This window comes from Pararhizobium sp. PWRC1-1, assembly GCF_049897905.1.
Lineage (GTDB): Bacteria > Pseudomonadota > Alphaproteobacteria > Rhizobiales > Rhizobiaceae > Pararhizobium.
Map to the genome: position 1 here is coordinate 146,400 of NZ_JAFCXE010000004.1, position 24,290 is coordinate 170,689.

23 protein-coding genes and 1 pseudogene are annotated in these 24,290 nt (G+C 59.9%); 21 read left to right on the plus strand and 3 right to left on the minus strand.

What is annotated here, in order from left to right; genetic code table 11:
* Positions 1-25: 25 nt before the first annotated feature.
* A pseudogene (locus ACP7E0_RS08600) lies at positions 26-301 on the plus strand (ABC-three component system protein); the annotation flags it as partial.
* A gap of 34 nt (positions 302-335) precedes the next feature.
* Positions 336-800, plus strand: a complete 465-nt coding sequence (locus tag ACP7E0_RS08605; RefSeq protein ID WP_426124536.1) for an ABC-three component system protein — start codon at positions 336-338, stop codon at positions 798-800.
* A 52-nt stretch (positions 801-852) separates the two neighbouring features.
* Here ACP7E0_RS08605 and ACP7E0_RS08610 read toward each other — a convergent pair whose 3' ends face one another.
* Positions 853-2,205, minus strand: coding sequence for an MFS transporter (locus ACP7E0_RS08610; RefSeq protein ID WP_426124279.1), 1,353 nt, complete (start codon positions 2,203-2,205; stop codon positions 853-855).
* A 306-nt stretch (positions 2,206-2,511) separates the two neighbouring features.
* Here ACP7E0_RS08610 and cyoA point away from each other — a divergent pair, with 306 nt between their 5' ends.
* The 6 genes from cyoA (at position 2,512) to ACP7E0_RS08640 (ending at position 8,157) form a co-directional block, all read left to right on the plus strand.
* On the plus strand, positions 2,512-3,669 hold the full coding sequence (gene cyoA, locus ACP7E0_RS08615; protein ID WP_426124281.1) for a ubiquinol oxidase subunit II: 1,158 nt from the start codon (positions 2,512-2,514) through the stop codon (positions 3,667-3,669).
* Positions 3,670-3,699: 30 nt separating this feature from the next.
* Complete coding sequence (cyoB, locus tag ACP7E0_RS08620) at positions 3,700-5,700, plus strand: cytochrome o ubiquinol oxidase subunit I (protein ID WP_426124283.1); 2,001 nt, start codon at positions 3,700-3,702, stop codon at positions 5,698-5,700.
* A gap of 1 nt (position 5,701) precedes the next feature.
* Positions 5,702-6,325, plus strand: a complete 624-nt coding sequence (gene cyoC, locus ACP7E0_RS08625) for a cytochrome o ubiquinol oxidase subunit III (RefSeq protein WP_426124284.1) — start codon at positions 5,702-5,704, stop codon at positions 6,323-6,325.
* A complete protein-coding gene (gene cyoD / locus ACP7E0_RS08630) occupies positions 6,322-6,729 on the plus strand; it encodes a cytochrome o ubiquinol oxidase subunit IV (protein WP_426124285.1) in 408 nt (135 codons plus the stop codon). Before cyoC ends, cyoD begins: the two co-directional genes overlap by 4 nt.
* Before the next feature lie 12 nt (positions 6,730-6,741).
* Complete coding sequence (locus ACP7E0_RS08635) at positions 6,742-7,494, plus strand: SURF1 family protein (RefSeq protein WP_426124286.1); 753 nt, start codon at positions 6,742-6,744, stop codon at positions 7,492-7,494.
* A gap of 216 nt (positions 7,495-7,710) precedes the next feature.
* On the plus strand, positions 7,711-8,157 hold the full coding sequence (locus ACP7E0_RS08640; protein WP_426124288.1) for an acyl-CoA thioesterase: 447 nt from the start codon (positions 7,711-7,713) through the stop codon (positions 8,155-8,157).
* Here ACP7E0_RS08640 and ACP7E0_RS08645 read toward each other — a convergent pair.
* Entirely contained in the window at positions 8,154-9,113 is a 960-nt protein-coding gene (locus ACP7E0_RS08645) for a LysR family transcriptional regulator (protein ID WP_426124289.1), read from the minus strand. The two genes, ACP7E0_RS08640 and ACP7E0_RS08645, sit on opposite strands and share 4 nt — an antisense overlap.
* A 137-nt stretch (positions 9,114-9,250) precedes the next feature.
* Here ACP7E0_RS08645 and ACP7E0_RS08650 point away from each other — a divergent pair, with 137 nt between their 5' ends.
* From ACP7E0_RS08650 to nadE, 9 genes are all read left to right on the plus strand, one after another.
* The gene (locus ACP7E0_RS08650; protein WP_426124291.1) at positions 9,251-10,033 is read left to right on the plus strand and encodes an ABC transporter substrate-binding protein; all 783 of its coding nucleotides are present in this window, start codon (positions 9,251-9,253) and stop codon (positions 10,031-10,033) included.
* 80 nt (positions 10,034-10,113) lie between these two features.
* A complete protein-coding gene (locus ACP7E0_RS08655; protein ID WP_426124292.1) occupies positions 10,114-10,761 on the plus strand; it encodes an amino acid ABC transporter permease in 648 nt (215 codons plus the stop codon).
* 12 nt (positions 10,762-10,773) lie between these two features.
* On the plus strand, positions 10,774-11,433 hold the full coding sequence (locus ACP7E0_RS08660) for an amino acid ABC transporter permease (protein ID WP_426124293.1): 660 nt from the start codon (positions 10,774-10,776) through the stop codon (positions 11,431-11,433).
* Positions 11,430-12,194, plus strand: coding sequence for an amino acid ABC transporter ATP-binding protein (locus ACP7E0_RS08665; RefSeq protein ID WP_426124295.1), 765 nt, complete (start codon positions 11,430-11,432; stop codon positions 12,192-12,194). The genes ACP7E0_RS08660 and ACP7E0_RS08665 overlap by 4 nt, the downstream gene beginning before the upstream one ends.
* Positions 12,195-12,477: 283 nt before the next feature.
* Complete coding sequence (locus ACP7E0_RS08670; RefSeq protein WP_426124296.1) at positions 12,478-13,587, plus strand: hypothetical protein; 1,110 nt, start codon at positions 12,478-12,480, stop codon at positions 13,585-13,587.
* Between the two features lie 15 nt (positions 13,588-13,602).
* On the plus strand, positions 13,603-15,549 hold the full coding sequence (gene asnB, locus ACP7E0_RS08675; protein WP_426124298.1) for an asparagine synthase (glutamine-hydrolyzing): 1,947 nt from the start codon (positions 13,603-13,605) through the stop codon (positions 15,547-15,549).
* Positions 15,546-15,800, plus strand: coding sequence for an acyl carrier protein (locus ACP7E0_RS08680; protein ID WP_426124300.1), 255 nt, complete (start codon positions 15,546-15,548; stop codon positions 15,798-15,800). The genes asnB and ACP7E0_RS08680 overlap by 4 nt, the downstream gene beginning before the upstream one ends.
* 21 nt (positions 15,801-15,821) lie before the next feature.
* Positions 15,822-17,372, plus strand: a complete 1,551-nt coding sequence (locus tag ACP7E0_RS08685) for a class I adenylate-forming enzyme family protein (RefSeq protein ID WP_426124301.1) — start codon at positions 15,822-15,824, stop codon at positions 17,370-17,372.
* A complete protein-coding gene (nadE, locus tag ACP7E0_RS08690; RefSeq protein ID WP_426124537.1) occupies positions 17,360-18,340 on the plus strand; it encodes an NAD(+) synthase in 981 nt (326 codons plus the stop codon). Before ACP7E0_RS08685 ends, nadE begins: the two co-directional genes overlap by 13 nt.
* A 366-nt stretch (positions 18,341-18,706) precedes the next feature.
* On the opposite strand, the gene ACP7E0_RS08695 is transcribed toward nadE, so the two are convergent.
* Positions 18,707-19,378: a GntR family transcriptional regulator gene (locus ACP7E0_RS08695; protein ID WP_426124302.1), complete on the minus strand. Its 672-nt coding sequence runs from the start codon at positions 19,376-19,378 to the stop codon at positions 18,707-18,709.
* 418 nt (positions 19,379-19,796) lie between these two features.
* Between ACP7E0_RS08695 and ACP7E0_RS08700 the strand changes: the two genes are divergently transcribed.
* The 4 genes from ACP7E0_RS08700 to ACP7E0_RS08715 are packed head-to-tail and all read left to right on the plus strand — an operon-like array spanning position 19,797 to position 24,270.
* Positions 19,797-21,056 carry an NRAMP family divalent metal transporter gene (locus ACP7E0_RS08700; protein ID WP_426124303.1) on the plus strand — a complete coding sequence of 420 codons (1,260 nt, stop codon included), beginning with the start codon at positions 19,797-19,799 and terminating at the stop codon, positions 21,054-21,056.
* A 10-nt stretch (positions 21,057-21,066) separates the two neighbouring features.
* Positions 21,067-21,831, plus strand: a complete 765-nt coding sequence (locus ACP7E0_RS08705; RefSeq protein WP_426124304.1) for a LamB/YcsF family protein — start codon at positions 21,067-21,069, stop codon at positions 21,829-21,831.
* Positions 21,832-21,854: 23 nt separating this feature from the next.
* Complete coding sequence (locus ACP7E0_RS08710) at positions 21,855-22,661, plus strand: putative hydro-lyase (RefSeq protein ID WP_426124305.1); 807 nt, start codon at positions 21,855-21,857, stop codon at positions 22,659-22,661.
* Between the two features lie 7 nt (positions 22,662-22,668).
* Positions 22,669-24,270 carry a 5-oxoprolinase/urea amidolyase family protein gene (locus ACP7E0_RS08715; protein ID WP_426124306.1) on the plus strand — a complete coding sequence of 534 codons (1,602 nt, stop codon included), beginning with the start codon at positions 22,669-22,671 and terminating at the stop codon, positions 24,268-24,270.
* Positions 24,271-24,290 lie beyond the last annotated feature (20 nt).

Genomic DNA, 24,290 nt, shown 5'->3' on the forward strand with positions numbered 1-24,290 from the left:
AATATCTTTGAGCGTCGGCGCGGCCGTGAAATCAAGCTGGCAGGGGAAGCTGCCGTTTGCGCCTGTCGCCCACTCCAGTTCGTCACGTTATCCCTATTGCGAGGTTGGCAGTTTTTGCATCAGTGAGTCCATTGATGCGTCCCTCGTCCGCCAGCTGGATGTTATGCTCTCGAAGACCAAGGTAGCCGGCAAATGTTTCGGGCTTGGACACATCGCTCAGGATGTCCTGCAAGCGACGCTTGCTACGTGGAATGATTGGCGCGCGACTCTCGACGCCTCACCAGCCCTTCGCCGCGACTTCTTGGCCTTGCTAGGCAGCATCGGCACCATCAAAGCTGACCCTTGGGACGGAGACGCCAGCACGGTGGAGCGAATGGCCAGCGCTTTGGTCCTTATCCTCCACCCATCTCGGCGAGCCTCTCAAACCGGCGGGAGTTCAAAGGGGAAACTTGACCTTCGACGTGGACGGACTGACGTTGGAATCGGCGGCGACGGAAATCCTCGGCGGAAACCTATTGACGGATTGGAGCCGACCCGAACAATGGGACGTCGACGCACTGATTTTGTCCGGAAGTGCCGAAGTTCAGGTCACTGGGCCGGATGATACAGTGCTCAATGCGGGCGACCCAGGCATAAGCCTTAGCGTGGCCCGCCGGGTAAGACCCGCCATCGTGCGCAACGATCTTAATTGGCGTTCTGCATTGAACACAGATCTCTCAAAATGGCGAAAGGCTGTCGAGGAAGAATTCGGCCAAGGGCGAAAGCGCCAGGACGACGACCGTGAAAGGGTGCTTGCATGACACCTGAGATCCTAAAATAATTCAAGGCGGTCAGCACGAGGCCTCGATAGGCTTATTGTCCTTGGGGTTTCGCATCCGGTTCGCCGCTCATATCCAGCGCCCGGGTGACACTCAGCGCCACGATCGTGCAGATCGCGCCGGATATCAGGTAGCCGCCGATGAAGATGATGCCGAAATTGCTGGCGAGGCCGAGTGCGACCAGGGGCGCAAAGCCCGCGCCGATCAGCCAGGCAAGGTCTGAGGTCAGTGCTGCACCCGTATAGCGGTAATATTGGCCGAACCGCGACGAGACGGCGCCGGATGCCTGGCCGAAGGACAGGCCGAGGATACCGAAGCCGATGATGATGAAGGCATCCTGACCCGACCGGCCGGCATCCAGCAGGAACGGCGCCGAGAAGGAGAAGATGGCGATGATGATCGCGCCGATCATCAGCTGGTTGCGGCGCCCGATACGGTCGGCGATGACGCCGGACAGGATTATGGCGACAAAGCCGACGGCTGCACCCGCCACCTGCACCCACAGGAATTGTGCTGCCGACTGGCCGCCGAACAGCGTTACCCAGCTCAAAGGAAAGATCGTGACAAGGTGGAACATGGCAAAGCTCGCCAGCGGCGCGAACGCTCCCAGCAGAACGTCGGAGGAGTGCTTGCTCAGCATCTCGAAAACCGGCCGGGCCTGCAGCTCATTGTTTTCCAGCGCTGAACCGAATTCCTGGCTGGCCACGATGCGCAGGCGCGCAAACAGCGCCACGACGTTGATCGCGAATGCTACGAAGAACGGGTAGCGCCATCCCCACGACAGGAAATCCGCGTCGGACAGATTGGCAACGAAATAGCCGAACAGGGTGCTTGCCAGCGCAAATCCGATGGGCGCACCGAGTTGCGGGATCATGGCATACCAGCCACGGCGGTTTGGTGGTGCATTGAGATTGAGAAGGGATGCAAGGCCGTCCCACGCGCCGCCGAGCGCAAATCCCTGGCCGAGCCGGAACAGCGCCAGAAGCGCTACCGACCAGTATCCGGCGGTTTCATAGCCGGGCAGGAAGGCGATGGAGGCTGTAGAACCGCCCAGGATGAAGAGAGCGATGGTCAGCTTCGTGCCGCGTCCATAATTGCGGTCGATCCACATGAACACGAAGGAGCCGACCGGGCGCGCCAGGAACGCCAGCGAGAAAACCGCAAAGGACATCATCGTCGCCGCCACCGGGTTGGGCGCAAACGAGAAGATCAGCCGCGGAAAGACCAGGACGGAGGCAAGACCATAGACGAAAAAATCGAAAAACTCCGACATGCGGCCGATGATCACGCCAAGCGCAATGCTGCCTGCCGAAAGCGGCTTGTCGCCATGCATCCGCCGGGCGTCCTGCTCCAGCCCCGATGACGAAGGATTTGCCACTACGCCCATAATCTTTTCTCCTCGCGGGATTCCGATTTCTTCACAGTGTGAACCCAGGCCGGACCATGATCAAGAATATGGTGCAAAACCGCTGCGGTCCATCCTATAAACGATGGTGCCGTTCAGGAATGCCACAGATGCTTTGACCTCAAGCAAAGACCGTTTATACCCTAGCTCAGCTAGACATTCGACTTCGATCGCAGCCATACTTTTTGCAATGCGACAAATTGCTGCACTGCGACGACACACCTCATTCCGTCATCGGAGGTGCTTCGTTAGTGCGGACCAGACGGAACGCAAAAACTCGAGCCCGCTATGTCCAAATGGAAAACCGCCAGCCGCTTTCTCGCCCTATTGCCACTCCTGGTCCTGGCCGGGTGCAACATGGTTGTCATGGCCCCGTCTGGCGATATCGCCATGCAACAGCGGGACCTCATCGTCATCTCGACGGTGCTGATGCTTTTGATCATCGTGCCGGTGCTGTTCCTGACGGTGTTTTTCGCCTGGCGGTACCGCGGCTCCAACACCAGCGCCAAATATGACCCCGAGTGGCATCACTCGACTGCACTCGAAGTGGTCATCTGGTCGGCGCCGCTGATCATCATCATCGCGCTCGGTGCGGTGACCTGGATCAGCACCCATAAGCTCGACCCCTACCGCCCGCTGGACCGGATCGACGCCGAGCGCGCCATTCCTGCCGAGACAAAGCCGATCACCGTCGAGGTGGTCGCGATGGACTGGAAATGGCTGTTCTTCTATCCGGACTATGGCATCGCCACAGTCAACGAGATGGCGGCACCCGTCGATGTGCCGATCAATTTCAAAATCACCTCCTCGTCGGTGATGAACTCCTTTTACGTGCCGGCGCTTGCCGGGATGATCTACGCCATGCCGGGCATGCAGACGCGCCTTCACGCCGTGATCAACAGGCAAGGTGAGTATGACGGCCTGTCCGCCAATTATAGCGGCGACGGCTTTTCGCATATGCGTTTCAAATTCCATGGCCTGCAGCAGGCGGGCTTCGACCAGTGGGTCGCGCGGGTCAAGACGCAGGGTACCGCACTTAACCGCGACGCCTATCTCAAACTCGAAAAGCCGAGCACCAAGGAACCGGTGCGCTATTATGCAACCGTCGCCGACGGGCTCTACGACGCCGTGCTCAATATGTGCGCTCATCCCGGCAAGATGTGCATGAGCGAGATGATGCATATCGACATGATGGGCGGTGGCGGCGCCGAGAGCGCCGAAAACCGGGCGCGGCTGGATTATGACAATCGCCACAGCACCGATGAGGCTCCCGCTGCAACATTTCCGGCAACCGGCAATCCGGCGCGCAGCGATCAGCCCGCCGAAGGCGTGGATGACGGCGAGCCGATGAACAACTCCATGCACGAGGGCCACTCCATGCCCGAAAATGATCAGAACAGCCCTGCTCCGGCGCAACTGAACACCAACAGCACGACGCAGCCGTAAGGCCGCGCCCGCGACATTTTGGACAAAACCATGTTCGGCTATAATACTTTGACGGAATTCATCTTCGGGCGGCTGACCTTGGAAGCCATCCCCTATCACGAGCCCATCCTGGTCGTGACGTTCCTCGGCGTGGCGCTGGGCGGCATCGCCGTTGTCGGGCTCATCACCCGTTTCAAACTCTGGGGTTATCTCTGGACGGAATGGTTCACCAGCGTCGATCACAAGAAGATCGGCATTATGTATATTATCCTGGCGATCATCATGCTGCTGCGCGGCTTTGCCGATGCGATCATGATGCGTGTCCAGCAGGCGATCGCCTTCAACGGCAATGAGGGTTACCTCAATCCGCATCACTACGACCAGATCTTTACCGCCCATGGCGTGATCATGATTTTCTTCGTAGCGATGCCGTTTGTCACGGGCTTCATGAACTATGTCGTGCCGCTGCAGATCGGCGCGCGCGACGTGTCGTTCCCGTTCCTCAACAACTTCTCTTTCTGGATGACGACGGCCGGCGCTGTTATCATCATGATGTCGCTGTTCGTCGGCGAATTCGCGCGGACCGGCTGGCTCGCCTATCCGCCGTTGTCCGGCTCGGATTACAGTCCAGGCGTCGGGGTCGACTATTATATCTGGGGGCTTCAGGTCGCCGGTGTGGGAACGACATTGTCGGGCATCAACCTGATCGCCACCATCGTCAAGATGCGCGCGCCGGGCATGACCTTCATGAAAATGCCGATCTTCACATGGACCTCGCTGTGCACCAACATCCTGATCGTTGCCACCTTCCCGGTCCTGACCGCGACGCTGGCACTTCTGACACTCGACCGTTACGCCGGCACCAACTTCTTCACCAATGACCTCGGCGGCAATCCGATGATGTATATCAACCTCATCTGGATCTGGGGCCACCCGGAAGTCTACATCCTTGTCCTTCCGGCCTTCGGCATCTTTTCAGAAGTCGTCGCGACCTTCTGCGGCAAGCGCCTGTTCGGCTACGCCTCGATGGTATACGCGACCTGCGTGATCATGATCCTGTCCTATCTCGTCTGGCTGCACCACTTCTTCACGATGGGTTCGGGCGCTTCTGTGAATGCCTTCTTCGGCATCACCACGATGATCATCTCGATCCCGACCGGGGCCAAGATGTTCAACTGGCTCTTCACGATGTATCGCGGCCGCATTCGCTACGAACTGCCGATGTACTGGACGATCGGTTTCATGATCACCTTCGTGATCGGCGGCATGACCGGCGTTTTGCTCGCGGTACCGCCGGCAGACTTCGTGCTACACAATTCGCTCTTCCTCATCGCCCATTTCCACAATGTCATCATCGGCGGCGTGCTGTTCGGACTGATGGCCGGCATCGTCTACTGGTGGCCCAAGGCCTTCGGCTACAAGCTCGACGATTTCTGGGGCAAGATGAGCTTCTGGTTCTGGCAGATCGGCTTCTTCTTCGCCTTCATGCCGCTCTACGTGCTCGGCCTGATGGGCGTGACGCGCCGCGTTTCCCAGTTTGAAGATCCATCGTTGCAGATCTGGTTCGTCATCGCAGCCTTCGGCGCCGTCCTGATCGCGCTCGGAATTGCTTCCTTCATCATCCAGCTCGTCGTCAGCTATCTTAGGCGTGACCAGTTGGCCTGCAGCGGCGACCCCTGGGATGGCCGCACGCTCGAATGGTCGACGTCGTCGCCGCCGCCGGATTACAATTTCGCCTTCACGCCGGTCGTCCATGACCATGACAGCTGGTACGACATGAAGAACCGCGGCTACGAGCGACCACTCACCGGCTTCAAGCGGATCCACATGCCAAAGAACACCGGCACCGGCGTCATTCTGGCTGCCATCAGCATCGCGTTTGCCTTTGCGATGATCTGGTACATCTGGTGGCTGGCAATCGTCTCCTTCATCGGTCTCGTCGCCATCGCGATCGGCCATACGTTCAACTACAACCGCGACTTCTACATTCCGGCGGAAACCGTTTCCGCAACGGAAGATGCGCACTCCAAGCTGCTCGCGGAGCGGACCTGACATGGCAAACGACATTCAAGTGCAAGAGGGTGAAAAGCCGGTCTTCTACCTGACGGAAGATCACCATCCAGAAGGCAGCACCAATCTGGGCTTCTGGCTCTACCTGATGAGCGACTGCCTGATCTTCGCAGTGCTGTTCGCAACCCATGGCGTGCTCGGCCGCAACTATGCGGCCGGCCCCTCGCCCGCCGACCTGTTCGACCTATCGCTGGTGGCGATCAACACGGCCATGCTTTTGTTCTCCTCCATTACTTATGGCTTTGCGATGCTGCAGATGGAGAGGAACGCCAAGGCCGAAACGCTGTTCTGGCTTGCCGTCACCGGCCTGTTCGGCGCAGCCTTTATCGGACTTGAGCTCTACGAGTTTGCCCATCTGATCCACGAAGGTGCCGGGCCAACCCGAAGCGCGTTCCTGTCATCCTTCTTCACACTGGTTGGTACCCATGGCCTGCATGTGACCTTCGGCATCATCTGGCTGATCACGCTGATGGTCCAGGTGTCGAAACATGGCCTGATCCCGGAAAACCGCCGCCGGCTGATGTGTCTGTCAATGTTCTGGCACTTCCTTGACGTTGTCTGGATCGGCGTCTTCTCCTTTGTCTATCTGATGGGAGTCCTCGGATGAGCTCACACCCGCAAGCCCCAGCTCATGAAGATGCAGCCAACACCCACCACGCTCACAGTCATGGCCACGAGGCGGGCCACGGCTCGCTGAAGGGTTACATGATCGGCTTCGGACTTTCCGTCATCCTGACGGCCGTCCCGTTTATTCTCGTCATGGCCGGGGTCTTCGACAGCAAACTGCTCACGGCTTTCCTGGTGATGGCGCTTGCCGTCGTCCAGATCATCGTCCACATGGTCTACTTCCTGCACATGAGCCCCCGCTCTGAAGGCGGCTGGACGATGATGGCGCTGCTCTTCACGCTCGTCATCGTCGGCATCACGCTCGCCGGCTCGCTCTGGGTTATGCACCATCTCAATGCGAACATGATGCCCATGTCGCCGGAGATGATGAAGAATATGCCCTGACGGGTGACAACGGTGACCACAGAATATTGCGTGACAACGGACGCCAGCGGCCATTCGCGCCGCGCCCGTTTGCTTTTCGTCAGCACCATGCTGGTGCTGACTGCTGTTTTCATCGGGCTTGGAACCTGGCAAGTTCAGCGGTTGTTCTGGAAGCTTGACCTCATCGCCCGCTTGGAAACCCGCATCCACGCCGACCCAGTGCCGGCACCACCGCCGGCAGAATGGCGCACAATCAACACGGAAAAAGACGAATACCGCCACGTCACCGCGACCGGTACCCTCGAGCATGGCAAGTCGGTCCTCGTTCAGGCCGTCACCGAGCGCGGTGCGGGTTTCTGGCTGCTGACACCGCTGCATCTTGCGGATTCGTCGACGATCCTCGTCAATCGTGGCTTCCTGCCCGCTGGCCAAAGCGAGCCCGCTGCGCGCGCCGCGAGCGAAATCGTCGCCGGGCCTGTCACGGTTACCGGCCTCCTGCGCATCAGCGAACCCGGCGGGGCATTCCTGCGTTCGAACGATCCGGTCAATGGCCGCTGGTACTCGCGCGACGTCTCTGCCATCGCGCTCGCCAAAGGCCTTGGCTCTTCAGTCGCGCCTTATTTCATAGACGCCGATGCGACACCCAATCCCGGCGGCTTTCCGGTCGGCGGCCTGACGTTGATCCACTTCCGCAACAGCCATCTTGTCTACGCTATCACCTGGTTTTCTCTGGCGTTCATGGCTTTAGGTGTGACAATCGTCCTTCATCACCGGAAGCTGATTTGAGGTCACACACCGGTGACGAACACCCACCGCACCAATTCCCGGCGAATAAACTGAGCAGATTTGGTAATACAGGCCGCTGCGGCTCTTGTCGGAAAGGGCGCTCTCAGCGGCCATATCTCGTATGGCGACGTGTTGCAGGCACCCAACGGTTACGCTAAGCCTTCGTCGCGCCAACGGCGGGGAACTGCCCGTCCGGCGATACGCGTGGAGGAAACGATGTCCGGTCAGTCACTTGTCACCTTTGTCGGCGTTGTCCATCCGTGGATGTGCGACATCATGGGGCATATGAATGTTCGCCACTATGCCGCGATGTTCGACGATGCCAGCTTCCAGCTTCTTGGCCACATCGCTGGTATAGACGGTCACGCCGACACAAGCCGCGGGTGGGCCGATGTTCGCTCCGAGGTCGAGTACAGGCATGAGACAAAGGCTGGCGCGCTGCTGACAATCCATTCTCGCGTGATCAAGGCCGGCCGCAGTTCGGTGACGTTCGAGCAGGTCATGTCCAGTTCGCTGGACGGTGTGGTTCACGCCGTCAACAAAACGGTCAGCGTCCGGTTCGACCTTGTCGGGCGGGTCGCCGTTGCAATTGACGCCGACATACGAACGCGCGCCGAGGCGCTGCAGGGAGAGGCAGCGGCCAACGAAAACAGTGCGGGTTAAGCGCCGTAGATGCGCTCATCCAGCGGCGTTTCGGCGATTGCGGTCTGGATACCGGTGAGGAGCGCCTTCTCCGCGCGGTTGATGATCTTTTCCGGGTTTACCAGCAGGAAAACGTCGATCGCGGGCGGCGCCTCATAAGGTGGCAGCCGCCACAGCAAGCCATCTTGCACATCGCGCTTGGCGACGTGAACCGGGAGTGGGCCGATACCAAGCCCTGCCACGATCATACGCCGCACCTCCTCAAGGCTTGACGATACACCGACCACATTGCTGGCCAGCTTTGCCTCGCTGCGCAGAAGGGCCACAGGCCGTAGCACATCCGCAACATTGTCCGTGTGGAACGAGACGGAAGGCTCGCCCTTCAAATCGGCGAGCTTCAAGTCTTGCCGTCCGAAGAAGCGGTGATCTGGGCCGCAGAAGAAACCGAAAAATTCCCGGTACACCATGGTGTAATCGAGGGCGGCATCGCGGTTGCTGACAAGGCACAACCCCAGCGATGCCCTCTTTTCCCGGACCTGCCGGGTCACGTCGCCACTGGTTGCGACCGCGATGGTCAGCGTCGCGCGCGGGTGGCTGCGATGAAACGCGGTGAGCGCCTTGTCGAAGATCGGCGAGACAACATGGCTGGCGACCGCGATCGTGACATGGCCCGTCACATCGTCGCCAACGCCGCGCACCAGCTGCGGAAGTTGCGAAATCGTGCCGAAGACCTCGATGCTCTGCTCATAGAGCAGCTGGCCGACATCGGTCAGCTCAAACCGGGTGGCGTCGCGCTCGACCAGGCGCCGGCCAACCCGGTCTTCCAGCCGGCGCAGGGCATTACTGACGCTCGGTTGCTTGAGGTTGAGCTGTTCGGCGGCGCGGGTAATGCTTTTGACTTCGGCGATAATCACGAAGGTTCGCAGGAGATTCCAGTCGAGTTCCCAGACCAGCCTGTCGGATCGCGGCGGTATCATTCCTGAAATCTATGCCTTCTATTTACATTATCTATTTGCGCAATAATAGCACAAAGGCAATCATCAAATTCGGAAGGCGCGTCCACGCGTAACCCAAGCGACAGAGAATGCGCTTTCATCCAGAGGAAACCAGCAACATGAAGACACTTATTTCAGGCCTTCTGGCCGCCACCCTGGCCCTTGCAGCCAGCTTTACCGCTTTTTCGGCCAGCGCCGACGATCTCGAGGCGATCAAGTCCTCCGGTGAAATCCGCATCGCCATGTCCGGCCAGTATCCGCCCTTCAACTTTGTCAACGAGAAGAACGAAGTCGTCGGCTTCGACGCCTCGATCGGAACGGCGATCGCCGAACGCGTCGGCGTCAAGGGAACGCTTGTGACCACCGCTTGGGACGGCATCATTGCCGGTCTGCTCGCCAACAAGTTCGACACGGTCGTCGGCTCGATGACCATTACGCCGGAGCGCGAGAAAGTTGTCGATTTCGTCGGCCCGTACTACCACGCCGGCCGGGCGGTTTTCGTCAACGAAGCCTCGGCGGTCCAGAAGCTGGACGAGTTGAAGGGCAAGACGCTCGGCGTCACGCTTGGCGAAACGCATGAGAAATGGGCCCGCGAACAGGGCGGCTGGGATGTGCGCACCTATAAGGGCCTGCCTGAGCTGCTGCTCGAACTGAAGGCCGGCCGCGTTGACGCCATCGTCGTCGACAACATCCCGGTGATGGTTGCCGTCAAGGAAACCGGCGAAAAGGTCCGCCGTCTCGAAACGCCTGACATCGAAGGCGGCAGCGTCTCCATCGGCATCGCCATCCGCAAGAACAATCCGGAGCTGAAGGCTGCAATGCAGAAGGCGCTTGACGAGATGATGGCGGACGGTTCCTACGAGAAGATCGCCATGGAATGGGTCGGCAGCGACATCCGGTGATCGATCGATAACAGACGCATTTGGCCGGCTAGGACAAGCCGGCCAAATGCCGTTCGCAGGCCTCTCCCGGAGTTTTTCCCATGGATTTCCCGCTGATGCTGCGCGTCTTCCCCTTCTTTGTGGAAGCCGCATGGGTCACCGTGCAGATATCGGTGCTCTCGTTGCTGCTCGGCCTTGCGGTCGCAGCCGTTATCGCTTCGGCGAAGATGTCGGGCTCGTTCGTCTTGCGGACATTCGGACGTTTCTATGTGAGCGTGTTTCGTGGCACGCCGTGCCTGATCCAGCTGTTCGTCCTTTATTTCGGCGGCCCTCAAGTCGGTATCAATCTCGATCCTTTTGCCGCCGGCGTGATCGGTCTTGGACTGAATATCGGCGCTTACATGGCTGAATCCATTCGCGGCGGCATTCTTGGCGTCGATCGCGGCCAGGTGGAGGCGGCACGCACCATCGGCTTCAGCCGGCTGCAGACGCTGCGTCTTGTTGTTCTGCCGCAGGCAGCGCGCCTGATGATCCGCCCACTGGGCGTCAACGCCATTGGCCTGATCAAGGGGTCGGCGCTGGTCTCGACGATCTCGGTCGTCGAACTCACCTATACGGCGCAACGCTTCATCGGTTCCACCTACAAGCCGTTCGAGATCTTCGGCATCGCCGCCCTGCTCTACATGATCATCGTTTATGCGGTGTCGCGCGCGGTCGATGTTCTCGACCGCCGCTACGCAATCAACTGAGGGAGGGCGCACATGCAAGGTCTCGATTTCAGCGTCGTCACGCCCTATACCGACATCCTTCTCTTAGGCGTGTGGTGGACGGTGGTCCTGACGGTCACCGGAGCCATCATCAGCTACTTCTTCGGCATCTTCTTTGCCGTCGCGGTGCTCCATGCACCGAAGGTGATTGCCTATCCGATCCGCTTCTTCATGTGGCTGTTCATGGGAACGCCGCTGCTTTTGCAGCTGTTCCTAATCTATTTCGGCCTCTCGCAGGTCGGCATCAACATCCCGGCGCTCGCCGCCGGCATCATTGGTCTTGGACTGCACTTTGCCGTCTACAATGCAGACGTCATGCGCGCCGGCATCGTCTCGGTCGATGTCGGACAGACGGAAGGTGCGCGCAGTATCGGTTTTGGCCGGTTCCAGACGCTGCGCTACGTCGTCATACCTCAAGCCGTGCGCAACACCCTGCCCTCGATCGGTAACAACCTGATCGTGCTGTTGAAGGAATCGTCGCTGGTTTCGATCATCGGCATTGCCGAACTCGTGCATTCGGCCCAACTGGCAATCAGCGAAACGTTCCGGCCATTCGAGTTCTACATCACGGTGGCAGCACTGTATTATATACTTAATCTCGTCCTCGAAACCGGTTTGCGGCAGGTCGAAAAACAAGTGGAGGTATCCCGATGACCGTCCAGCGGCCCATGGTCGAGGTAAAGGGCGCCCGCAAGGCCTATGGCGCGCTCGAAGTTCTCAAGGGGATTGATCTATCCGTCTCACGCGGGCAGATCGTCGCCATTATCGGCCCGAGCGGTTCGGGCAAGAGCACGCTTCTGCGCTCGATCAACCACCTTGAAACGCTGAATGGCGGCGAGATCTGGCTTGACGGCGTACAGGTCAATCAGCCTTTGCGTGGCGCGGCATTCGAGCGCCATATCAACGCAGTGCGCCAGCAGATGGGCATGGTGTTCCAGCACTTCAACCTGTTCCCGCATCTGACGGTGCTTGAAAACATCACCATGGGCCCGGTTATTCTCAAGGGCATGGCCAAGAAGGCGGCCCGCGAACTTGCCATCGAGCTGTTGTCGAAGGTCGGGCTGGCGGAGAAGGTCGATGCCTACCCGTCGCGGCTGTCCGGCGGCCAGAAACAGCGCGTTGCCATCGCCCGGGCGCTTGCCATGCAGCCGAAGGTGATGCTGTTCGACGAGGCGACCTCGGCGCTTGACCCTGAGCTGGTCGACGAGGTCAACGCCGTGATGAAGCAGTTGGCTGCCGAGCACATGACGATGCTGATCGTCACCCATGAGATGCGCTTTGCCGGCGAAGTCGCCGACCGCGTCCTGTTCATGGACGGCGGCGTCGTCGTCGAGGAAGGCCCGCCGAGCGAAATCTTCCGCGCCCCGACCCAGGACCGCACCCGGGCCTTCCTGAAGAAATATCTCGCAGCCTGATGAAACTCCTGTCCCTCTAGACGCACTGACAATATCAGCGCCCGGTGAAAATGGCCGCGAAAGACGGTTTGCGTTCATTCCCGCGCGAGGTTTTAAGCTCTCCTTGCTGCCCGCGGGCGGTCGAAACCCTGTTTTTGGCCGCCCGCAAGCAAAACGTCGAAATTTGGTTTGTCCGGGCCCGCCGTTTATTTTTTTTTGTGCTTCTTTTGCTAGCCCTATCCAAAGATAGATTTTTCCCGCGGTTTTCAGGGAAAACACATTTTTATTGTTTGGATTGAGCGAAATGTCGGAAATCCGGCCCCTTGAGGAACATGATCTGCCCGCTATCGCCGACATGTTTCGGGTGATTTTGCGTAAGAACAGCATCCCGGCAACGCCTTCTCTTCCCTCCTATCTGAAGGCAATATTTCTGGACGCGCCTTACTTCGATCCGCAACTTGCTTCCAAGGTGCATGTACGCAGCGATGGGCGTGTATCCGGTTTCATGGGCGTCCTGCCGCTACGAATGGAATTACGCGGAGAGCCCGTGCGTGCGGCGATCTGCGGAAGCTTCATGGTGGAGGCGCATGAAGAAGATCCCTTCGCCGGGGCCCGATTGTTGCGGGAGGTCCTGTCTGGCCCTCAGGATCTATCCTTCAGCGAGACATCCAATGATATCTCCACCACCATGTGGCGCAAGATGCGGGCAACTGTCGCTGCGCCCTATAGCCTCGAATGGCTTCGCGTCATGAGACCAGCCTCGTTCCTGCTTGAAGTCGGAGCCGCCCACTTTGCGGCCCTGCGCTATCTCAAACCGCTTGTATCGCCCTTCGACACGTTAGGCAGGCCGAGACGCGCTCGTCAGACATGGTCTCACTATGTGCCGCTTGCCGGCAAGGCGGACGCTTTTACCGACACGCAGGCGAGCGAGACGGAAGTCGCCGCCTTGATACCGAACCTTCTTGCATCGTTTGCGCTACGGCCGCAATGGACCCCGCAGCAGCTCGAAGCGATGCTGCTCCACGCGCGCACCAAGGCAGTGCACGGTGAGCGGGTGTTGAGGATCGTCCGGACGGGGTCGGGGAAACCAATCGGCCTTTTCATCTACTACGGCGATCCCGGGCGGATTGGCCGCGTCGTGCAGATTATCGCCGTGACCGGACAAGAAGCGACAGTCATCGACCGGTTGCTGAGACACGCTGAGGAGCGAGGCATGGCCGCAATGCGCGGGCGCACCCAACCGGCTTTGCTTGAAGCCATGCTCGGGCGGAAATTCGCCTTCGTTCACGCATCGTCCACCGTGGTTCATTCACGCCGGCCGGAGCTGATCGAAGCGGTCACTTCCGGTCATGCTTTCCTCAACGGGTTTGCCGGTGAAGGCTGGACGCGCCTTATCGGCGACCGGTTTGATTGAGGGCGGGGCGAGCGAATGTGTGGCATTGCAGGATATCTTGGAACAGGCGTGCACCCGGATGAGGCGGCAACTCTCCTGCGCCGTATGGCCGGGGAAATGCCCCATCGCGGACCGGACGAACAGGGCATCTACAGAGCCGATGGTGTGGGGTTAGCCCACAAGCGCCTTTCCATCGTCGGGCTTGCCGATGGTCAGCAGCCGATGAGCCATGACAATGGCGCGCTGGTCATTTGCTACAATGGTGAAATCTTCAACTATGTGGAGCTTCGCGACGCCCTGATTGCGCAGGGCCGGCATTTCCGCACGGAGTCCGATACGGAAGTGATCCTGCATCTTTATCAGGAACTCGGTCCCGATTGCCTCAATGAGCTCAACGGCGACTTCGCCTTCGCGCTGTGGGACAACCGAAGGCAGCGGCTGATGCTGGCACGCGACCGCATGGGCGTCCGGCCACTCTTCTACACGGAGCAAAATACGACCCTATTCTTCGCGTCAGAAGTCAAGGCGCTGTTGAAGGCGCCGGGTGTGCGGGCGGAAATCGACCCGATTGCCCTCGATCAGATTTTCACCCTCTGGACGCCGATCCCGCCGCGGACGGCTTTCCGCAATATTCGCGAGCTTCCACCGGGCCATATGATGCTGTGCGAAGGCAGTCAGCGGACGATACGGCCGTGGTGGAAACTGCAATTTGCCGATCGCGGCACCGAGGAGGCCCCTGCCGAACCGGCCGGAGAGTTGCGTTCGTTGCTTGATGACGCCACGCGTCTGCGGTTACGGGCCGATGTCCCCGTCGGCTCCTATCTGTCGGGCGGGCTGGATTCGTCGCTGATCTCGGCCCTTGCCGCCCGTGCGGTCCCCGATCGCTTGCAGACATTTTCGGTGACTTTCGAGACCGACGAGCACGACGAAAGCAACTGGCAGACACTGATGGCCAAGTCCCTGGGGGTGACGCATTCTGCCATCCGATGCAGCCAGGGCGACATTGCCAGTCTTTTTCCGGATGTTGTCCGGCACATCGAACAGCCCGTGCTACGCGCGGCACCCGCACCGCTTCAGATGCTGTCGAAGCTGGTACATGACCGCGGAATGAAAGTGGTCCTGACAGGAGAAGGCGCCGACGAGCTTTTTGCCGGCTATGATATTTTCCGCGAGGCCAAAGTTCGTCGCTTCTGCGGCCGCCAGCCTCAATCGGTGCGGCGTCCGAAGCTGTTCCAGCGCCTCTATCCATACTTGCCCGGTCTGCAACAGCAGACACCGGAATATCTTGCGCGGTTCTTTGGTACAGGTGCCGATGCGGTGGATGATCCGCTGTTTTCGCATCGCCCTCGTTTCCGGTCTACAGCGGCAGCCAAAATCTTCTACTCCGGCGACCTGAAGGCAATGCTGGGTGACTATGATGCAGCGGCCGACCTTGCCGCGCAGCTACCGGCCGATTTCAAACGCTGGCACCCGCTTCACCAGGCTCAATATCTGGAAACCACATTTCTGTTGCCCGGTTACATTCTCTCCAGCCAAGGCGACCGGGTGATGATGGCAAACAGCGTCGAGGGCCGTTTTCCCTTTCTCGATCACCGCGTTGTCAGCTTTGCCTCCCGTCTTCCGCCAGACTTGAAGCTGCAGGGCCTTCGGGAAAAGCATATCCTGAAGGAGGCAGCGCGTGGCCTCATTCCGGAAGCGGTGATCGACCGTGCCAAACAACCCTACCGGGCGCCGGACGCCCAGTCGTTCGCAACCCGCCCGGTCCCTGCCTATCTGGACAGCGCACTCTCACCACACGCGCTTTCGCAGGGCGGTCTGTTCAATCCGGCAACTGTTTGCAAGCTGAAAGACAAGGTTCTGGGTGGGCAGGCGACAAGCTTCCGCGACAACACCGCCTTCATGGGCATTCTATCAACACAACTCTGGCTAGCAGAGTTTCCCGCAACCGCCCAAACGAAACAACAAGAGGACCTCTACCCATGACCGACGGTATTAATGCCGATATCCGCACTTTCATCATCGAGAGTTTCCTGTTCGGTGATGACAGCCAGCCGCTACCGGACGACATGTCGCTGATCGACAATGACCTGGTGGATTCCACCGGCATTCTCGAGCTGGTCGGTTTTCTCGAAGAGCGTTTTGCAGTGAAGATCGCAGATGCCGATATCGTTCCGGCCAATCTCGATACAATCGGCAAGATTGCCGCCTTTGTCGCTCGCAAACAGGCAAGTTGACACGCCCAGGGGTATCCGGCGATGCGGATCGATGACTATCTTCGCAACAGCAGCGTCACGAACGGCGGCAAGATCGCGCTTGTTGCCGGGGGCAAGCGCGTCAGCTATGGCGAACTTTCCAGTCTCTCCGATCGGCTTGCTGCATCCCTGCAGAAAGACGGCGTCAAGCAGGGCGACCGGGTGCTGGTCTTCATGGAAAACAGCCTGGAAGCAGCTGTTTCGATCTTCGCGGTGTGGAAAGCCGGCGGCGTACTGTGCCCGATCAATGCCTCGACCAAGTCTGGACGCCTTGCGTTCATCATCGGAAATTGCCGCCCTGTCGCGGTACTCGCTCAAGGCAAGCTCGCGAGCGTTTTAACGGAAGCGGTCGCGGGGATGGCTGTATCGCCGAAAATCACCCTGACGCCACCCTATGTTCCAACACCGGGCGTGCTGGATTTCAATACGTTGCTTGCGGTCGATACAGGGCCTGTTGCTCCGGCTAGCCAAACCGCTGATGACCTGGCGATGATAATTTACACATCCGGTTCGACCGGGGAGCCAAAGGGCGTGATGATGACACATCGCAGCATGGATGCTGCCGCCGGTTCCATCATATCCTATCTGGATGGCAGGGCCGGAGACATCATTCTCACCGTACTGCCGATGGCTTTCGGCTACGGGCTCTATCAGTTGCTGATGAGCGTGCGCCTCGGTGCAACGCTGGTGATCGAAAAATCCTTCGCCTTTCCCTACGCCATCTTCGAACGCATCCGCGACGAGAAGGTCACCGGTTTCCCTCTGGTGCCGTCGATGGTTGCCATGATGCTCCAGATGCATGACCTTGACCCAGCACTTTTTAGCAGTCTGCGTTATCTGACCAATGCCGCGGCGGCCTTGCCTGTCACCCATCTCGCGCGACTTCGGGAATTGTTGCCGCACGCTCGGTTTTATTCCATGTATGGGCAGACCGAGTGCACCCGCGCCACCTGGCTGCCGCCAGACGAACTTGACCGCCATCCCGGCTCTGTCGGAATCGCCATCCCGGGCACGCGGGTCGCAGTCGCCAATGACGACGGAGACAACGCCGGCCCCGGAGTGACGGGCGAGCTTGTCGTCTACGGGCCGCATCTGATGCGCGGTTACTGGGAGAACCCGCAGGCGACGAGCCGTGTCTTGCGGCCGGACCCGAAAACAGGAGAACTGCGTCTCCATACTGGCGACCTGTTTCAAGCCGACGCTGACGGCTTCCTCACCTTTATTGGACGCAAGGATGACATTATCAAATCACGCGGCGAAAAGGTCGCGCCGAAAGAGGTCGAAGCCGCTCTTCACCGTTTGCCCGGCATAGCCGAAGCCATCGTCTTCGGCGTCGCAGACCCCATTCTGGGTCAAGCCATCAAGGCGCTCGTTGTGTCCACCGATCCGGCCCTGACAGAGCGTGACGTTATCCGCCACTGCGCGCGGCATCTTGAAGACTTCATGGTGCCGAAATCCGTTGAATTCCACGCCTCGCTTCCAAAAACCGATACTGGCAAGCTCAGCGCGAGACTTGCTGCCGAGATGTCCGAACAAACAGGATCAGCCCCGTGACCATTCCCTTTTCTGTCACTGCACTTGAACTCGACGCCGCCACTGAGACCGACCGCATCGTCAAGGGGATCCGCGAAAAGCTGCGCGGTGACCTGCGCAAGCGCGGGCTGGTGCTTGGAATATCCGGCGGGATCGATTCAAGTGTCTGCGCGGCTCTGGCTGTACGTGCGCTTGGCCCGAAAAATGTCTTCGGCCTGTTCATGCCGGAAAACGATTCCGATCCCGATAGTCTGAGGCTGGGCAGGAGCGTGGCCGAGACCTTTGCCCTGGAGAGCGTTGTCGAAGATATCGGGCCGTCCCTGGCCGCGATGGGCTGCTACGCGCGGCGCGATGGTTGTATTCGCGAGGTCGTACCCGAGTACGGTCCCGGATGGGCATCCAAGATCGTCTTCGACAACGCGCTGACGACGGGCGGTTACAATATTTCGTCACTGGTCGTCCAATCGCCGCAAGGCGAAACGATCAAGCTCCGTCTGCCGGCACATGTCTATCTCGGCATCGTTGCTGCGACCAACATGAAGCAGCGCACGCGCAAACAGCTCGAATACTATCACGCCGACCGGCTTAACTTTGCGGTGATCGGCACGCCGAACCGGCTTGAATATGACCAAGGCTTCTTCGTGAAAAACGGCGATGGCGCCGCTGACATCAAGCCGATTGCCCATCTCTACAAATCGCAGGTCTACCAGCTTGCCGCCTATCTGGGCGTGCCTGGCGAGGTGCGCGCGCGTCCACCGACCACGGACACCTATTCGCTGGCCCAGACGCAGGAGGAATTCTACTTCGCGCTGCCCTATGCCAAGATGGATATCTGCCTCTACGGCCTGGAAAACGGCATTGCTGCGGCAGAGATCGGCGCGGCCACGTCACTTTCAGCCGCTCAGGTCGAGGCAGTCTGGAGCGACATTCAATCCAAGCGCAAGGTCGCGCGCTATCTCCATATGCAACCCATTTTGATAGGCCCCTGAAACCAAGACGACAGGACAGGGCTTTGGCCAACCGGCCTGCCCTGCCAGTGTCGCACCGCTCAGCGCTCGAGCGAGCCGTAGATTGCAACATGCTGGATATCTCTTCCGCTCCGGCAGCCTCGTTCAGGAGCCGCATCGACAATCCATGGCGCTTTGACAGTCTGCCTTCGGTGCACGTGCCTTCGACAGCGCCTTCCTCCCATCAGCCTTTGAAGCATGTCGGCCTTGAACCGTTTGGGATAACCGATCTTGGCAAACCACTGATAAGCCAGCTCTCCACCGGCGGCCGCTGCAGGAGCGATCGCTGGCGTCTTTAAGTGACGGGCAGTCTTCAGCATCGAGCCCTGAAAGCACGGGACGTGCCGGCTATTTTGCACCGTTCGCCGGATCGATGCGCGAGAAGGCGGCAAGGACGGTCCGCTCGGACTGGGCGAGATAGGCTTCCAGAGCCGCAGCAGCCTCAGCGTTCATCCCCGCTTCGAGTTTTTCAAGGATCGCGGCATTCAGGTCGACATAAGGCGCGTGCAACAATTCCGGGTCGTCGAGCAAGCCAAAACTCAGCCGCAGTTCGGCGGCGATTTGAGCGTAGAAAGCATTCAGCCGCTGGCTGTCGGCAAGATCGACGATAGCGGCATGAAACATCATGTTCTCGCTGCCAACCGTACCCCAGGCCTTGGCGTCACGTGCGACCTTGGCGCGCGTGACGGCCGCGCGCATGCGGGCAACTGCCGGATGATTGGGATAGGCCTTGGCAACAGCCTGGCATTCGAGCATGCGACGCACCCGGTAGATATCCATGATCGACGACATGCTGGGCGTTGCGACGAAGACGCCGCGGTTGGGCTCATGCCGCAAAAGGCCTTCCTTGGTCAGAAGCCGAAACGCTTCGCGCAGCGAATTGCGCGATACGTCCAGGCCGTCGCTGAGCGCCGCCTCCGACAATCGCTGACCGGGTTTCAGTTCGCCCGCGATCAGTTTGTCGCGTATCTCGTCCGCCAGTCGTGGCGCCAGCGCCGATGTGGTATCCTGCTCAGCCATCAAAGCCCCTCATGCATGGAGGCGAATGAACCACCCGCGTCCTGTGCGCATCGATATACCGGTTCGCTGACCTTGGGAACCGAGAGACAGACAATGTGGCAGGCAAACCATAACGTTATCAAACATCGTTCGCAAACCGGGCGCATGACACGGACATAAAGCAACATTACGGACCACCTTGGTGCGCGTGAGCGGAACGTCGGAGACGCAACGGCCGCCTTAATGTCCAACAGAAAATGTCGGCAACATGGCGATTCTGTGCCCGTAGAAGTGTCAAATTGCCCAACATTTGAACAATTTAGTAGAACGATAGAATAAAATCGTTGAACAATGTTGACAGAATTGTGAAACACGGCGACTTTAAGCCGGTTGATAATCAATTCAGCCCAAGGCAATTGGGAACAGAAAAGAGGGTGACATGGAACAGCAGATTAAACCGGCCGGGAACGGTAACCCGGGAGGAATGTCGGTCAAGTCGCGCCGTGCGGCGCTGATTGCCGCGATCTTCCTGATGGCAACCTCGGCCATCGGCCCGGGCTTCATCACACAAACCGCCACTTTCACAAGCAAGCTTGGGTCGGCCTTCGCCTTCGCCATTCTCGCCTCCATTCTCATCGATTTCGTCGTCCAGCTAAACATCTGGCGGATCGTGACGCTCACCAAAATGCGCGCATCCGACATTGCCAACGCGGCCATTCCAGGCACCGGTTACCTTTTGGCCGTTCTCGTCATCGTCGGTGGCCTGTTCTTCAATATCGGCAATATCGGCGGCGCGGGCCTTGGCCTCAACGCCATGCTCGGTCTCGATCCGAAATGGGGCGGCGCAATCAGCGCCCTGATCGCCATCGGCATCTTCAGTTCGAAGCGCGCCGGCGTTGCCATTGACCGGCTGATCGTAGTGGCCGGCGTGCTGATGATCCTTCTGACGCTGTATGTTGCGATCGTCTCCGCCCCACCGGTCGGCGATGCGCTGTTCCAGACCTTCCTGCCGTCCACCATCGATTTTGCCACGATCACCACCATCGTTGGCGGCACCGTCGGCGGCTACATCACCTATTCCGGTGCGCACCGTCTGCTCGACAAGGGCACCGTCGGCATCGAGAACCTCGGCGCTGTCAACCGTGCAGCGCTGACCGGCATCGCCGTCACCGGCCTGATGCGCTATGTGCTGTTCCTTGCCATTCTCGGCGTGGTCGCGAGTGGCGTGGTCATCGATGTTTCCGGCAAGGGCGCCAACCCAGCCGCCCAGGCCTTCCAGGCCGCTGCAGGCGATGTCGGCTACCGCATCTTCGGTGCCGTCCTGTGGTTTGCCGCCATTACTTCGGTGATCGGCGCCGCCTATACATCGGTGTCCTTCATCACCGTCTTCAAGAAGGACATCAGCGAACGCGCCCGCAACATCGCGACGGTCATCTTCATCGCCGTTTCGCTGTTCTTCTTTGTGGTCATCACGACGCCACCGGCACAGATGCTGATCTTCGTTGGCGGACTGAACGGCCTCATTCTACCGATCGGCCTTTCGATCTTCATCTACGCGGCCTGGGCGCGTTCCGATCTCATGGCCGGCTATCGCTATCCGCGCTGGCTGCTGGTGCTGGGCGTGCTGGCTTGCGCGCTCACCTGGTATATGGGCTACAAGTCGATCGGCCCGATTTTCGCCCTGTTGACAGCCGTCTAAGGAGCCTGACATGACTGCTATCGATCTGAACAGCGATCTCGGCGAAAGCTATGGCGCATGGCGCATGGGCGACGACGAGACGATGCTTGCCATCGTCTCGAGCGCCAATGTGGCCTGCGGCTTCCACGCCGGCGACCCCGCCGGTATCTGGAAGACCGTCAAGGCGGCAGCCGAGAAGGGTGTTTCGATCGGGGCACATGTCTCCTATCCAGATCGCGTCGGCTTTGGCCGGCGCGACATGGATGTGACGAGTGGCGAACTTATCGCCGACGTCATCTACCAGATCGGGGCGCTGAAAGGCATTGCGGCGGCGGCAGGCGTGACCGTCGGCTACGTCAAGCCGCACGGTGCACTGTACAACCGCATCGCCAATGATCCGAAACAGGGCCAGGCGGTGATCGACGGCATCAAGGCCATCGATCCCGCGTTGACGCTGATGGGGCTTGCCAATGCGCCGATCCTCGAACTGGCCCGTAAATCAGGCCTCAAGGTTGTCGCCGAAGCCTTTGCCGACCGCGCCTATACGCCGGATGGCCAGTTGGTCTCGCGCCGCGACCCGGGTGCCGTCCTGCACGACACCCAGCTGATCGCCCGCCGTATGCTGCAGCTTGCCCGCGAAGGCACGCTTGAGGCGATCGACGGATCCACCATCAAGATCGATGCCCAGTCGATCTGCGTGCATGGCGATAGCCCGGGTGCTGTCGCAATTGCCCAGGAAATCCGCCGCGCCTTCGAGGCGGACGGCATTACCATCCGTTCGTTCCTGTCTGCTTGATCAACGTTTTCGGGAGAGAGACCATGATCGCAATAGACCATCTTCGCCACGTCAACGCTGAACCGGCCCGCATCGCCCGCGAACGGTATCGTGCCGGCAGTATCGAGCCGACGTCCGGCGTCGCACCGGGTTTTACTCAGGCCAACATGATCGTCTTGCCGCGCGACTGGGCCTTCGATTTCCTGCTCTACGCACAGCGCAACCCCAAGGCCTGCCCGGTTCTTGACGTGTCGGATCCGGGCTCGCACGCGACCATGCTCGCCCCGGGTGCCGACCTGCGCAAGGACTTACCGCTCTATCGCATCTGGCGCGATGGCAAGCTTTCCGAAGAGACGGCGGATGCAACCGCTGCCTGGGCCGAGCACTCCGATCTCGTCAGCTTCCTGATCGGCTGCAGCTTCACCTTCGAAACGCCGATGGCCGAAGCCGGCATCGAGATCCGCCACATCACCGACAAGTCCAATGTGCCGATGTATCTGACCAATACGCCGTGCCGTCCGGCCGGGCGCCTGCATGGCAATATGGTCGTTTCCATGCGGCCGATCCCCGCCTCACGCGTCGCCGACGCTGCGACGATCTCTGGCCGTTTCCCGGCCGTGCACGGCGCTCCGGTCCATGTCGGAGCCCCGCAGGAGATTGGCATTGAGGATCTGTCCAAGCCGGAGTTCGGCGATGCCGTTCGCATCGAGCCCGGCGAAGTGCCGGTGTTCTGGGCCTGTGGCGTCACGCCCCAGGCCGCCGTCATGGCGTCGGGCGTCCCGTTTGCCATTACCCATGCGCCGGGGCACATGTTCATCACCGACATTCCCGATTCAGCATACCACGCCTGAGGTTCCGATGCGATTTCTGCCCGTCAGCCTGACGACCCTTACCGTCGAACTCGCCGATCTCGATGAGACGCTGGCGCTGTTTGCGTCGCTTGAAGCCGATCCCGTCGAGGGCGTCACCGATATGGTGCCTGCCGCCCGCACGCTGATGATTGGTTTCCGGCCGGAAAAGCTAACAGCGGAAACGCTGGCTGCCAAGATCGTTACCCGCGATCTCTCGGCCCGCATTGCGCCATCGGATAAACTCGTTGAAATCCCCGTCACTTATAACGGCGAGGATCTGGCCGATGTCGCGGGACTGACCGGCCTGTCGGTCGAAGAGGTTATCCGCCGCCATACCGACAGTGAATTTACCGTCGCCTTTTGTGGCTTTGCACCGGGATTCGGCTACCTCGTCGGCGGCGATCCGGACCTTCAGGTGCCGCGCCGCCAGAGCCCACGCACGAAGATCCCTGCCGGCTCTGTTGCCCTGGCAGGCGCGTTCAGCGGCGTTTATCCCCAGGCAAGTCCGGGCGGATGGCAGATCATCGGCACGACGCCGGAAAAGATGTGGGACCTTTCGCGAGACCCACCCGCCCTTTTCCAGCCGGGCTATCGCGTGCGCTTCTTCGACATGGCGAAGAAAACTGTGCCCGTTACCGAGCGAGGACCCGAGATTCGGGAGGTGCCGGCCACGCATCAAGCCCCCGGTTCTGTGACGCTGAAAGTCCTTGCAGCTCCAATGCCGGCGCTGTTTCAGGATCTCGGCCGTTTCGGCCAAACCGGCCAGGGTGTCTCCGCCTCCGGTGCGCTTGATCAGGCAGCACTAAAAGCCGCCAATCGCGTGGTCGGCAACCCCACGGGCATGGCATGTCTGGAAATTATCCCCGGAGGTTTCTCGTTCGAGATCTCCGGCCGCGCGGTCATCGCGCTCACCGGTGCCCCCTGCCCTGTCAGTATCCGTGATGCGTCCGGCCGCACTGTCAGCGCTACGACCTATCGTTCGACCGCGCTTGAAGCCGGTGATGTCGTGACGCTTGGTCATGCGCCTGCCGGTATGCGGACCTATCTTGCCGTGCGCGGCGGATTTGCCGTCAGCCAGGTGCTGGGCAGCACATCCACCGACACCCTCGCCGTCGTCGGTCCCGATCCCGTCACCATGGGCGCAATGCTCGCGGTCAACGGCGAAACCAAGGGTCTGTCGGCCGTTTCGCTCGATGAAACGCCGGCCTTCGCCCATCCTGCCTCTGGCGAGATCGTTACGCTCGATGTGATCATGGGGCCACGCAGCGACTGGTTTACACAGGCCGGGCTTGCGACGCTGTCCAACCAGCTCTGGACAGTGACGCCGCAATCAAACCGCGTCGGCATTCGCCTTGCTGGTGAGCACGCGCTTGAACGCAAGGACAAGGCGGAGTTGCCGAGCGAAGGCACCGCCACTGGCGCAATCCAGGTGCCGCATAGCGGCCAGCCGGTGCTGTTCCTCGCCGACCATCCGCTGACAGGCGGCTATCCCGTCATCGGCACAGTGGCCGAATACCATCTCGATCTGGCCGGGCAGATCCCGGTCAATGCCCGCATACGCTTCCGGCCAGTCACGACCTTTGCCGATATCCAGCCGTCGAAGGGCTGAAATCGCAGACGTGGGCCGCT